This window comes from Mucilaginibacter terrae (assembly GCF_031951985.1).
GTDB lineage: Bacteria > Bacteroidota > Bacteroidia > Sphingobacteriales > Sphingobacteriaceae > Mucilaginibacter > Mucilaginibacter terrae_A.
The window spans coordinates 1,601,556-1,616,069 of sequence record NZ_JAVLVU010000001.1; the positions used below are offsets into that span (position 1 = coordinate 1,601,556).

Consider the following 14,514-nt stretch of genomic DNA (forward strand, 5'->3'; position numbering starts at 1 on the left):
AGGTATTGTGCATCCTATTGGATTACAGTTACCGGCAATGCAACAGCTTTTAACGCCTTAAATACATTGTTATATTTATGAATGTAAAGATGAGATTTCGTGCTTTTATTTTCTATCAAATCCCATTATTTATCATCACTCTTGCAAAAGCATCAATTAACTATCAATGCTGCGAGTAAATTAGTACTCACAAGCTTTCCATATGTTTACTATAAACCGTGCCATAAGAATATTTATTTGAGTAGACTTTAATTATTTTTAAACGCTAATGCAAAATGTTAAATTTGGGTACCAATTATGATCTCAAACTTTACGGCCAAACTATCTCTGCTATTATTATGGGGTATAATCATATTTTTTTGTACAGGCCAGGGTTCATCTTTTGCCAAATCATCAAACGAAATATCTATCAAATATCTCGGTATTGAACAAGGGCTTTCCAATAACTCAGCAACCTGTATAACCCAGGATAAATATGGCTTTATTTGGATTGGAACTTATGATGGCTTAAACCGCTACGATGGCACCCAGTTTAAAACCTTCAGGACCATTTGGGGCGATAACCGTTCGCTTATTAATAACAAGGTCAAGTCGATAATTGCCCACGGTAATCTTATTTATATAGGTACTGAGAAAGGTTTGGCTTGTTTTGATTATAAAGATTTCAAGTTTCACTCATTGTACTTCAAAAAAAACGGTATAGTAAAAAAAATTGACTATAACGTTAACCAGTTGATTACCGATGGTAAAGGCCATGTTTATGCGGCTACTAACGAAGGCGGATTACTTAAATTTACAGAAGGTGATAGTGTAGGCGTAACTTTAACCAAAAATGCTGATCGTGTAATTGAAGTTCAGGCAATAACTTTTGATCAAAATAATCAACTGTGCTTTTTTGCAAACGGCAAAGGATTAGGCATAGCAAACCCGCTAAATGGTAATAGTCGTATTGTAAACAGCCAAATTTTATCGGCTAACTGTCTTACCACGGCACCCGATGGTCATATTTGGGTGGGCGCCAATAACGGTCTTTACATATATAATTATGTAACCCAACAAATTACCCCGTTTGAAAACCCACAAAGAAAGCTGATCGCAAATAACATATCGGGTTTGATGAGAACAGCCAATGGCGAAATGTGGATAGCCACAAACGGTAATGGCATTAACATCTGGAACGATAAAAAACAGCTGCTGCGCCATATACCTTTTGGCGAGGCGGCAAACAGTTTGCAAAGCGGGGCTGTGGCAGGAATTTTTGAAGATAGTGAGCATCGAAAATGGATTGCCACACTCAGGGGTGGTGTAAATGTTATCGACCCCAAAACAGCGGCCTTTAAGCTGTACCGGCACAGTGCGGATGACCGTAACAGTGTATCGGGAAACTTTATACGCTCTTTTTGCGAAGATGAAAACCACAACCTTTGGATTGGCACCGATGGTAATGGTATGGACTACTGGAACACCCGGAACAATACATTTACTACTTACGCCCACACACCCGGCAAAAAAACAGTTAGCGGTAATTATGTGGTGAGCATTATTAAAGATCATAAAAACCAAATATGGACGGCCACATTTAACGGTGGTATTGATGTTTTTAACCGGGATAAACAACAATTTAAACACTACACCTGCTACAAAGCGGGCAACAAGGTTGAAGAGAAAAACTTTTGGAAACTGTTTGAAGACTCGAAACAACGCATTTGGGCTTCAAGCACCTGGGGAGGCGGCGTTTACCTATATAATGAGCAGCAAGACAGGTTTAACCTTTTAGATGATAAACTGGTTGACATGCACACCTTGTATGAAGACCACACAGGCGCACTTTGGGGAGGCGATTATACCCGGCTGGTTAAAATAGATCCATGGCAAAAAAAACACAATTATTATAACATAGGCCAGCCGGTAAGAGCCATTGTTGAAGATGGCAAGCACAATTTGTGGGTAGGCACCGAAGGTGGCGGGCTTTTACTTTTTAACCGCACCAGTAAAACCTTCAAGCGTTATACCGAGGTTAACGGACTATCGAGCAACGCGGTGCTCAATATTTTGGTTGACCGCCATAATAATCTTTGGTGCAGCACCCACAACGGCCTTTCGCGTTTTGACCCGGTAACCGGTAAGTTCAGGAATTTTTATGTTTCGGACGGATTGCAGAGCAACCAGTTTTTATATAACTCGGCACTAACCTTAAGCTCGGGTAATATGGTATTCGGCGGTATTAAAGGATTTAATGTGTTCAATCCGGATAGTGTAGAAAACTCGGTAAGGCAGCCCAAACTTCGCCTAACCGATTTCACCATCAACAATATACCCCTCACCGAAACCCGTTATGCTAAAAACATACCGCTTAATAGCTTAACCGAAATAAAAATACCTTTTAACGAAGCTACATTGGGAATTGGGTTTACAGCGCTTGAGTACTCATTCCCCGAAAAAATAAGTTACGCTTACTACCTTGAGGGCTGGGACCACGGCTGGAATTTTGTTGGAAAACTGCGCACGGCTTATTACAGCCGATTAAACGAGGGAAGTTATCTTTTAAAAATTAAAGCTACCGATACTGATGGTGGTTGGGAAACCCGACCCCTGATCATAAGGCTTATTGTTATGCCCCCCTGGTATCGTACCTGGTGGGCATATTTATTTTACGTTGCGGCAGCAGCCGGTTTAATAACTGCATTCTGGAGCTATCGTAAAAAACAATTAAAACTAACCTACGAGGTTTTAATAGCCAACTTGCAAATTGAGAAAGAAAAAGAGGCTAATGAGCGTAAACTATCATTTTTTACCAATGTTTCGCATGAGTTCAGAACACCGCTGACCCTTATCATAAACCCTATTAAAGACCTGCTGAAACAAAAAACCGACCCTACAGGCGAGTTAAACACCGTTTATAAAAATGCCCGCCGACTTTTAGGACTGGTTGATCATTTACTCTTGTTCCGTAAAACCGAAAGTGAGAACACCGAGCTCATTTTATCGAAAGTAAACTTTAATGAGTTTTGCCGCGAGGTATACAGTTGCTTTGTTCAGCAAGCAAGGCTTAAAAAAATCGATTACACTTTTACATCCGGTGAAACCGATATGCCCATTTATCTGGATAAAACCAAGATGGAAATTGCCCTGTTCAACCTAATATCAAATGCAGTAAAATTCACCCCTTCGGGTGGCAGTATTGCGCTCACCCTGAGAGAAGATCAAACCTCGGTATATTTTGAAATTGCCGATAGTGGCGTGGGCATACGTACCGATATTGGCGAAAAACTATTTGAGAAATACTACCAGGTTAAAGATGGCAATTCGCTAAAAACAGGCTTCGGCATAGGCCTTTATCTGGTTAAAACATTTATTGATAACCACGGTGGCTCTATTGATTATACCAGCCAGCAGGGACGTGGTACCGTGTTTACGCTCAGTTTACCTAAAAACTCGCATCAGCTTAATCATTCGGCCATTACCATTGAAAATGAGCCGCTACTTGAACATAATTTTGAAATAATTGACCCTGATGATTTTCACAACAGTACACCACAAACAGAAGCAGGCCAACTTGAACTGCTGATTTCGGAAAAGCAAACCATACTGGTAATTGATGATAATACCGAGATAAGTAACTATATAAGGCAAATATTTTCGCTTGAATTTACGGTTTACCAGGCCGACAATGGTAATGCAGGTTTAGAGATGATACGTAAGCACCTGCCCGATATTATTATTTGCGATATTGTGATGCCGGGCATAAATGGTTTGGATTTATGCCAGATGGTTAAGAGCGATTCGGCAACAAGCCATATCCCTATCATTTTATTAACTGGCGAAACAGCCCCCGACCTGCGAATTAAGGGCCTTGAAGAAGGCGCTGTTGACTTTATTAGCAAACCATTTGATAAAGAACTGCTTGTAGCCCGGGTAAGAGGAATTATGAAGAACAAAAAAGAACTTCAGAATTACTTTTACAACGAAGTTACCCTCAAAGGCAAAAGCCAAAACCTTTCAAACGAGCATAAAGACTTTTTATACCGCTGCATTGAAGTAATAGAAAACTCATTAAACGATCCTGCCTTTGAAATAAATGTAATTGCCGACAAGCTTGGCATGAGCCACTCTAACCTGTATAAACGTGTAAAAACGATTACCGGCTACTCTATTAATGGCTTTATACGTTTTGTACGCCTGCGTAAGGCTGCGGAAATACTCATTAACACCAACTGCAATGTAAATGAAGCTGCGTTTAGGGTTGGGTATAGTGACATGAAATATTTCAGGGAACACTTTAACAAGCAATTTAACCTAAACCCATCGGAGTTTATTAAAAGGCACCGCAGTGCTTTCCAAAAATCATATAAACTCAATACTAAAGATTCCAGGTTTAAGGCAATTGATTAACGCTTCATTCACCCTTATTATTGTACACCAACTTTCTTGATTTGGGTTTTATATCTATATATCACCCCATAAAATATTGCCTTTTCAAGAGATATTTGAGTATTAATCGAATCATACCCCCTAAATATATGAATTGCCCCCCTACGGGTACTATGTGCAGCTATGTACATTCGTTTACCAATTAAGCCCCGTCATTTATATGACATTAACCAATGTCGTGTTGCTTCAAGGCGGTACTTAGTTGAAAAACAAACCAATTTATTCACTAATTATGAGATTATTGCTTAAACCCGCAATGCTATGGGGATGGGTATGGATTTTACTATCCGCTACCATAGCAACCGCCTCTCCGGGCAAAAAATGGAACGGGGTACGTAACCGGTTAGCTAAAACCGAAGAAAAACTTTACCAGGGAACTGTATTTGACGATCAAAGCATTCCGCTACCCGGCGCACTCGTAACCGTATCCGGAAAAAACCTTACCCGTAACACCAATCAAAAGGGATATTTTGAACTTACTGCAAGCACGGGCGATACCATTATTGTTACCGCCATGGGTTTCAAGCCGTTTAAGTATGTTTTAAACACCGAGCAACAATTTGCCATTACGCTTGATATTGACAATCGTACTTTGCCTTTGGCACAATCATCAGTAGTACAACAAATTTATAATACCGTACCCAAAAACCTTAATATATCTTCAACCGATGCCGTTTATAATGCCGATATTATGAAATCGCCGGTTACCAGTTTCCGTAATGCTGTTACGGGGCGTTTAGCGGGATTATATACCTTGCAAACATCAGGTTTGGCTGGTGCCGATGGGGCCACACTTTCATTAAGAGGCCAAAGCCCGGTTATTATTATTGATGGTGTAGTTACCAGTCTTACCACCTTCGATTTGGAAGAAATTGAATCGGTGACGGTATTGAAAGATGCCTTGGCAACCGCCATGCTGGGTGCGCGTGGTTCACGCGGCGCAATTGTAGTTACTACTAAAAAAGGTAGCGCCAACAAGCAACAGTTATCTTTCAGTGCTCAAACAGCTGTGCAGCAGCCTTTAACCTGGTCAAAACCACTTAATGCATACAATTACGCAACCTTACGTAACGAGGCACTTAAAAACGATGGCGTACCGGCAAACTCCGGGCTATACTATAACCAAACCGCTTTAGATGCCTATCGCAACAACTCCGACCCGATCAACTACCCTAATGTTGATTACCGCAGAGCTATAACAAAAAACACCGCTCAATTTAACCGTTACACCTTCAGCGCAAGCGGCGGCAACAAATCGGCCAGGTATTTTGTATCAATGGAGCATGTAAACCAGGGAGGATTTTTCACCACTGTTGATTCAAACACATACAATACCAATAATAATTTCAAGAGTTATGTGATCCGCTCAAACGTTGATTTAAACATTACCAACAAGCTTTCGGGCGGTTTGTATTTGCTTGGCCGTATACAAAACACAAACGAGCCGGGTGTAAGTTCAGGTACCATAATATCAAACCTGTTAAACACTCCTGCCAATGCTTATCCCCTGCTTAATGCAAACAATTCATTCGGCGGTACGCAGCTATTCCAAAATAATTTATTGGCCCAAACCATAGGTTCGGGCTACCGCCAAAGGTTTTTTAGAGATGTATTGGTAAACCTCTACCTTAAACAAGACCTAAGCGATTTATTAAAAGGTTTATGGATGAAAGGTAAGGTTGCTTACAACTCAACCCTGGCCGAAGATATTAACCGTAGCAAATCATTTGCCGTATTTCAGCAAACAGGCAACGCTTACGCGCAATTTGGCACCAACGGAACACAGGGCAACAGCAATGGTATTGCCTACCAGGGCCGTATGGATTACGAAGAGTTTTCGATAGGATACGACCGCAGCATTGACCGCCATGGCATTAACTTACTGGTATTAGCCAACCGTGATAATACTACTGATGCCAATGATGCACAGGCCCTTCCATACACCATTATGGGCGTATCAGGCCGATTGGCCTATAATTACGATGGCAAATACATGGCCGAAGCTGCTTTTGGCTTAAACGGATCAAACCGGTACCCTCCTGCAGGCAATACTAAACTTGGCTTCTTCCCGGCTTTTGGTTTGGGTTGGAATATGGAGAAGGAAAGCTTCATGAAGCCTTTAAGTGCCATTAGCCGTTTAAAACTATTTGCAACTTATGGTACCAACGGTTGGGATAATGCCGGATACTTTATGTATTACCCACGTTATTTTGACGGGCCATCGCCTTACTTTGGTACTGGTGCAGGTACGGTAACCTCGGTTACCGAGTGGACGTTAGCCAATCCAAACGTAACTTTTGAGAAAGTAAATAAATTAAACATTGGTGTTAGCGGAGCGGTGCTGGACAACCGTCTATCGTTCAGCGTAGAATATTTTAACAACAAGTTTTACGACCTGATGATGCAGAGAGGCGATAACAGCCCGTTGCTGGGCAATGTTTACCCTAATGAAAACATTGGCAAAATCCGATACTTTGGTTGGGAAGGGCAGCTTAGCTGGCAGCAAACGGTAAATAAGTTGCAGTACTTTGTTGCCATAAATGCATCAACGGTAAACAGCAAAGTTTTATATTTTGATGAAGTGCGCAAGCCTTACCCATGGATGTACCAAACCGGCCAACCTGTTGATCAGCGTTTTGGTTACCTTGCCGATGGCTTATTCCAAAGCCAGGCCGAGGTTAACAGCAGTGCCACCACGGCAGGCTACCAGGCCCAACCCGGCGATATCAAGTACCGCGATCTTAACCGCGATGGCATAATTGACCAAAACGATGTTACGGCAATTGGCACTACCAAACCGCTTCTGTACTATGGCGTATCATTAGGTGCCAGCTTTAAAGGGTTCGATATAAGCGCACTTTTTCAGGGTGTTGAAAACCGTAATGTATACCTGAGCGGCAACAGCTACTGGGCATTCCAAAACAACGGTACAGGTCAGGCCTATGAGCACAACCTTAACCGTTGGACACCTCAAAATGCAGCCAATGCTACTTACCCAAGGTTAAGCTACGGTGCCAACATTAATAATGATGCCCCATCATCTTTCTGGGTTCGCAGCGGCGATTATTTCCGCCTTAAAAACGTGGAGATAGGCTACAAACTGCCAACTGCTTTAGTGGGTAAAATAGGTTTAAGCTCACTTAGAGTATTTGCCAACGGTTACAACCTGTTCACGTCATCTTCATCACAGCTCGATGGTCTTTCGCCCGAGTCGTTTGCGGGTGGTTTCCCGGTGTTGAAACTTTACAACCTTGGCATAAATGTTAAATTTTAAAAACCTCACCTGTATGAAAAAGAACTTTTACTCGATAATTTCTTTAGGATTAGGTTTGCTGATGGTTACGGCAAACTCATGCCGCAAATATGAAGAAGAGCCAAAAGACTGGTTTGGCCAGGATATGGCCTTTGATGCAGCCGACAAAAACGGCATTGTTGCCGGTTATGTGCTCAACAATATATATACTTATATACCCGATGGTTTTACCCGCATAGGCGGCGACTTTTTAGATGCCGGAACTGATGATGCATTACCGTCAACATATAACCGCCCCGTTGAATATTTTACCCGTGGTACCATTACCGCTCAAAACAACCCCGAAGAAAACCCGGGCAATGGAACCGGACTTACTTTTTACGGCAACAGTTATTATGGTATACGCCGCGCCAACACCTTTTTGGCCAATATAGGCCAGGTGCCTGTGCTTGCACAAACCAAACAATACTGGATTACCGAAGCCCGCTTTTTACGCGCCTACTTTTATTGGGAACTGCTGAAACGCTATGGTGGTGTACCCTTACTGGGCGATAAGGTATACGGCCTCGACGATAACATTAACCTGCCACGCAATACATTTGCCGAGGTAGTTAATTATATTGTTAGCGAGTGTGATGCTATTAAAGCCAACATGCGCCCCGACCCGGTTTCAACTTCAGATTTTGGACGGGTATCAAAAGGTGCTGCGGTAGCTCTTAAATGCCGGGTGCTGCTGTATGCCGCAAGTCCGCTGTATAATGGTGGCGGTTTTGAAACCGACCCTGTAAAAAAATCACTCACCGGCTATCCCACTGCCGACCCAACCCGCTGGCAGGCCGTTGTTAATGCCTGCACCGAGTTTCAGGCTTTAGGATATTATGCATTGGTATCAACAGGTACGCCCACGGCATTTACTTCAGTTTTCACCAACAAAATGTCTACCGAGATAATTTTTGCCAAGCAAAGTGCCAACAGTATTGGTTTAGAGAACGGTCAATCACCGGTTGGCTACATTGCCTCTAACACCAAAAGCCAGGGGCTTACCAGCCCAACCCAAAACTTGGTTGATGCCTTCCCCATGCTTAACGGTGCCAATATTACTGATGCCGGTTCGGGTTACAACCCAAGTACGCCATATGCCAACCGCGACCCACGCTTAGCTGCAACTGTATTTTTCAATGGTTCGACCTGGCTTGGCCGCGCAGTGCAACTTTACGAAGGTGGTGCCGATAAGCCTAACAACACAGCCGTATCACCGGTACAAACCCGCACGGGCTACTATCTGCGTAAGTTCTTGGGCAACTTTACTACAGGAAATACTTATTCTAACACCAGCCATAACTTCCCTATTTTCAGGTATGCCGAAATAGTATTAAATAATGCCGAGGCTCTTAACGAAACCGGCCAAACCGAAGCTGCTGTACAACAGGTAATAGCCATAAGGCGCAGGGCAGGTTTAGCCGCCGGACCAAACAACCGATTTGGCATACCGGCAGGTATTAGCCAAGCTAACCTGCGTACGCTAATTATGAACGAGCGCCGAATTGAGTTTGCTTTTGAAGAACAACGCTTTTGGGATATACGCCGCTGGAAAACCGCCCCGCAGGTAATGACGCAAGCCCTTACCGGAGTAAGCATTACCAATGCAGCCACACCAACATTCCAATCGTTTAACGTACTCACCCCGGTTTGGAGAGATAAGCTGTATCACATGCCTATTCCGTTTGACGAGATACTCAAAAACCCGGCACTTATACAAAACGAGGGTTGGTAGTAAAGTAGCAGTATTCAAAATTTAAGAAAGATCACAATGAAAAATATCATAAAATGGCTCATTGCTCTTTGCTGCCTGTGCAGTACCGCGGCAATGGCACAAAATAAAACGGTGTCGGGTTCGGTGGCCGATACCACCGGCGCCCCCATAGCCGGAGCCACTATAACCGAAAAGGGCCGTACCGATAATTCTGTACAGTCAAACGCGTTGGGGCGCTTTACCCTTACCTTTAAGGGTACCGACAAGATTCTGATTATATCAATGGTAGGCTTTACCTCCCGCGAGGTAAATATGGGTAACCGCCAAAGCATCAGCATTAACCTCAAAGAATCGTCGCAAGGCTTGTCTGAAGTGGTGGTAGTGGGTTTTGGCAAACAACGTAAACTCACCAGTACGGGTGCTATAAGCTCGGTATCGGGCGAAGATTTGCGGCAAAACCCGGCGGCCAGTATTCAAAATACCATGGCCGGAAAATTACCGGGCTTTTTCTCACAGCAGGTATCGGGCAGGCCCGGAGCCGATGGCGCCAACTTTTACATACGTGGGGTAAGTTCATTTAATACCGGTAATAACTCTCCCACTATTTATGTTGATGATATTGAGTACACGCTTGAGCAATTTTCGAGGCTCGATCCTAATGAAATTGAATCGGTAACGGTTTTAAAGGATGCTTCGGCCACTGCCGTGTTTGGTGTACGGGGTGCAAACGGTGTAATTATAGTTACCACGCGCAGGGGTAAAATTGGTGCTCCGCAAATCACCTTCCGCGGCGAAACCAGCATACAACAACCAACCATATTTCCTAAGTTTTTAAATGCTTATGATGCCGCAGTTTTGTACAACCAGGGCCGCAAGAATGACAACCAAACACCTTTCTTTACTGATGCCGACCTTGCTGCTTACCGCGACCATACCGACCCTTACGGACACCCGGATGTAAACTGGAAAGATGAGTTATTTAAAAAATTCAGCAGGCAGCTGCGTGGCAATTTTGATATTACCGGCGGTACTCAAAATGTGAGGTACTTCCTTTCGGCCGGCTACCTTAACCAGGATGGTATGGTTAAAGATTTTGGCAGCAAACAAGGTATAAATAACAACTACTTTAACGAGAGGTATAACTACCGTTCAAACCTCGACATAAAGATCACCAAAACTACTGATCTCCGCCTCGACCTTTCGGGAAACATCAGCACCATTAATACGCCACAGGTAGGCAGTCCTAACGGCTGGAACGATGTGTTTGCCGATTATGGTAGTATTTGGACACTGGCACCCTGGGCATATCCTATTTACAACCCCGATGGCTCGTTGGGCTACAGCGCATGGCAACGCAGCCCCGGCACCGGTGGCACTGTATACGATGCAAACAATATTGTGGGCCGTTTAACCTACCTGGGTTACAACCGAACATTTGAAAACAATATGAACCTGGTAAGTAATATTACCCAAAAGCTTAATTTTATCACACCCGGGCTATCATTAAAAGGCGTTTTATCATATGCCTCAAACTATAACAACCCCAACGTGAGCATGAGCGGTGGCGAATTTCCGTCGTTTATTTATAACCCAACAGCCAACACTTACGAACCACGCAATGCCAATACCTTTAGGGTGCGCAGGCTTATACGCGGCTCAAACAACGGTAGCACCATTCGTGTGTTAACTACACAGGCATCACTTAATTATGATAGAAGCTTTGGTTACCACCACGTATCAGGTATGGCCTTGTTTATGCAACAGTCTGATACGCGTGCAAACTCCGCCAGTACTTACAACTTTATTCCAAGCAAGTTCAGAAGCTATGTAGGCCGTTTTACCTATGACTTTAAGCAACGCTACCTTTTTGAGGTGAACGGCTCGTACAATGGGTCTGATCGTTTTTCGGAAAGCAAACGCTTCGGCTTCTTCCCTGCCGTATCGGCCGGTTGGAACATAAGCGAAGAAGAATTTTTCAAGAAGAATTTTGGTGTGGTAAGCCTGTTTAAATTGAGAGGCTCGTATGGTTTAACTGGTAATGATAAGCTGGGAGGAAATTTCAGTTACTACTACCAGCAAATTTATACATCATCTGGCAACCAGGTCTTTTTTGGTAACCCAAATCCCAACACTTCCAATGGTATTTACGAAGGAACCTTAGGCAATCTTGAGGTTGGCTGGGAAAACGAAAAGAAGTTTGACTTAGGTCTGGAAATGGGTTTCTTTAAAAATAAACTTACTGCAACCATCGACTACTTTAACAACAATCGTTACGATATTTTAACCGACCGTAGCGGCCGGGCCGACCCTCGTTTTGGTTCAGTATCGCTCACATTTGGTCAAACACTACCACCGGTAAACCTGGGTAAGGTAAATAATAAGGGTATTGAGGTTGAGCTAAATTATAACGGCAAAGTGGGTAAAGACCTTAGCTACTCTGTTAAAGGCACCTACTCAATTGCCAAAAACAAAATCGTATTTGCAGATGAACCTACATATGCGAACGAATATCAGGCTTACACCGGCAAAGCAATTAACACACAGCGTGTATACACCTGGATAGGTTTTTACCAGGATGCTAATGATATTGCTAACAGTGCCAAACCAGGGCAGGCTGTACGCCCCGGAGATCTTAAATACGCCGACCTGAATGGCGATGGTGTAATTAACGGGTTTGACACCAAAGTACAGGGCGATCCTAACATTCCTAATACTACCGGTGGTATAAACCTTTCGGTACGTTACAAAAACTTCAATATCGGGGCATTTTTCCAGGGAGCAATGAACTTTAACGTTCGGGGCGTTGCCGAGGCTATACAACCGTTTGGCTCTAATTTTATGGCCATCCATCAACAAGCCTGGACACCTGAATTAGGAAATAATGCCAAATTCCCGCTATTATCATTCATTCCTGGCATTAGCGACTCAAGAGCTAACCCGTCAACTTTTTGGATGATACCGGGCGATTACATCCGCCTGAAAACAGCTGAAGTTGGATACACGCTTCCTCAAAGCTTTGTAGCTAAACTTCACATGAAATCTATTAAAGTTTACTCAAATGGCTATAACCTGCTCACGTGGACCAAGCTAAGCAGCCTGTATCAGCTCGACCCCGAAATTGGGCAGGGTTCAACCGGATCAAGTGGTACCGACAGGGCAAATTATCCACCACAGCGAATTTTCAACTTTGGTGTATCGGCCACATTTTAAACATTTTATAACAACATTAACATGAGAAGTTTAATCATCATAATAGGAACCTGCATGGTTTTGGCGGCATGCAGTAAAGAGGGCGGTTTTTTGGCAAATACCACAACCCCTTTGGATGAAGCCCAAACCTTTACCGATAGTTTGCGCACCATACAATTTTTAAACGGTATATATGCCGAGGGTACTTACAACGATGCCAGCTATGCCGGCGTAGGGTTTGCATTTAACAAACGCCGTTGGGAAACACACGGTAACTGGGAAACCTCGGTAGATGACTCTGAATACTCTTTAAGTTCGGCCACACGCCCATCGGTAATGCTATACCAGGGAACGCTTTCGGCGGCCAATTACGGAGCTAACCCCAAAGCCACCGAGGTATGGGCTACCCCCTATCGTAACATACGCCGTTGTAACGTATTATTAAAAAATATTGACAGGTCTCCATTATCAAACGCTACCAAAAACCGTATGCGTGGCGAAGCCCGTTGTTTACGTGCCTGGTATTATCTGCAATTATTAATTGTATACGGCGGTGTACCCAATGTAGGCGATAATGTTTATGGGATTGAAGATTTCCTCGATCTGCCACGTCAAAACTTTGCCGAACTTGTAAGTTATTTGAGCACAGAGCTTGACCAGGCAGCACTACTGCTTCCTGCACCCAACGCAGCCCCTCCTGCCGGTTACCAGGATCTTGATTTTGGCCGCGTTACCAAGGGCACTGCTATGGGCCTTAAATCGCGCTTGTTGTTGTACGCAGCAAGCCCCTTATTCAACGGCGGGGCACTGGCCTCGGCAACAGCACAGCAAAAAGCCATTGTTAGTTACCCTGAGTATAATGTTAGCCGCTGGCAAACTGCTGCTACCGCTGCAGAGGCTGTTATTAACAGCGGTTACTATGCGCTAAATCTAAATAATACCGTAAAACCGGGCTATGGCTTTTACGAAGTATTTTTAACAAGGGCAAGCCGCGAGTACATTTTTATGGTAAGTCGTCCTAATAATAAAGATTTTGAACTGTACTACCTGCCGGGCACACGCAGCGGTCAAAACTATTCGCGTCCAACCCAAAACCTGGTTGATGCTTTCCCGATGAACAACGGCAAAGCCATTACCGATCCTACATCCGGCTATGACCCTGCTAACCCCTATGTAAAACGCGACCCTCGTTTTAATTACAGCATTATTTTTAACGGTAGCCGGTATCAAAGCAATGCCAACGTACAAGATTTTGTATGGACATTTACCGGTACTGGTTCCAACGGTGATGCTTTTTCGTCGGGTGGAAATACTGGCTATTTCTCACGCAAGATGTTAGATAGTACGGTGACCAACAGCGTGGGTGCCAATCCGCAACGTAACTGGCCGCTCATGCGCTACGCCGAAATTTTACTGAATTATGCCGAAGCTATAAATGAAACCGGCAATACAGCCCTTGCCTATCCTAAGTTGCGTGAATTACGTGAGCGTGCCGGTATACAGCCTGGTGCAGATAACAACTACGGCATGAACCCCAATATGAACCAAACCGAAATGCGTGCCTTCATCCAAAACGAACGCCGTATTGAACTGGCATTTGAAGACCAGCGTTATCATGACATACGCCGCTGGAAAATTGCTATGACATTGTATAATGGCACTGCAAACGGATACAACCGCGTTATGCACCCTATACGTGTAGGTTCGGCCGGTTCGCTTACTACTGGTGTTGGCTTAACATTCACTTATCAAATCGAAAACAACATCCGTCAGCACGTTTTCAGGCCCGAAATGTATTTGTGGCCAATTATGGACGAAGAGATAAGAAAAATGCCTTCTATGATTCAAAACCCGGGCTGGTAACTAAGTGTGAATATTCAGTAACAGC

General features: G+C 43.7%; 5 protein-coding genes. All 5 read left to right on the plus strand.

Features of this window, described 5'->3' with window-relative positions; all coding sequences use genetic code 11:
- Positions 1-297: 297 nt before the first annotated feature.
- Entirely contained in the window at positions 298-4,392 is a 4,095-nt protein-coding gene (locus tag QE417_RS06420) for a hybrid sensor histidine kinase/response regulator transcription factor (RefSeq protein ID WP_311948488.1), read from the plus strand.
- Positions 4,393-4,663: 271 nt separating this feature from the next.
- Positions 4,664-7,705: a SusC/RagA family TonB-linked outer membrane protein gene (locus QE417_RS06425; RefSeq protein ID WP_311948490.1), complete on the plus strand. Its 3,042-nt coding sequence runs from the start codon at positions 4,664-4,666 to the stop codon at positions 7,703-7,705.
- Between the two features lie 13 nt (positions 7,706-7,718).
- A complete protein-coding gene (locus QE417_RS06430) occupies positions 7,719-9,458 on the plus strand; it encodes a RagB/SusD family nutrient uptake outer membrane protein (protein WP_311948493.1) in 1,740 nt (579 codons plus the stop codon).
- Between the two features lie 36 nt (positions 9,459-9,494).
- Positions 9,495-12,647, plus strand: coding sequence for a SusC/RagA family TonB-linked outer membrane protein (locus QE417_RS06435; protein WP_311948496.1), 3,153 nt, complete (start codon positions 9,495-9,497; stop codon positions 12,645-12,647).
- 21 nt (positions 12,648-12,668) lie between these two features.
- Entirely contained in the window at positions 12,669-14,489 is a 1,821-nt protein-coding gene (locus QE417_RS06440; protein ID WP_311948498.1) for a RagB/SusD family nutrient uptake outer membrane protein, read from the plus strand.
- Positions 14,490-14,514: the final 25 nt, after the last annotated feature.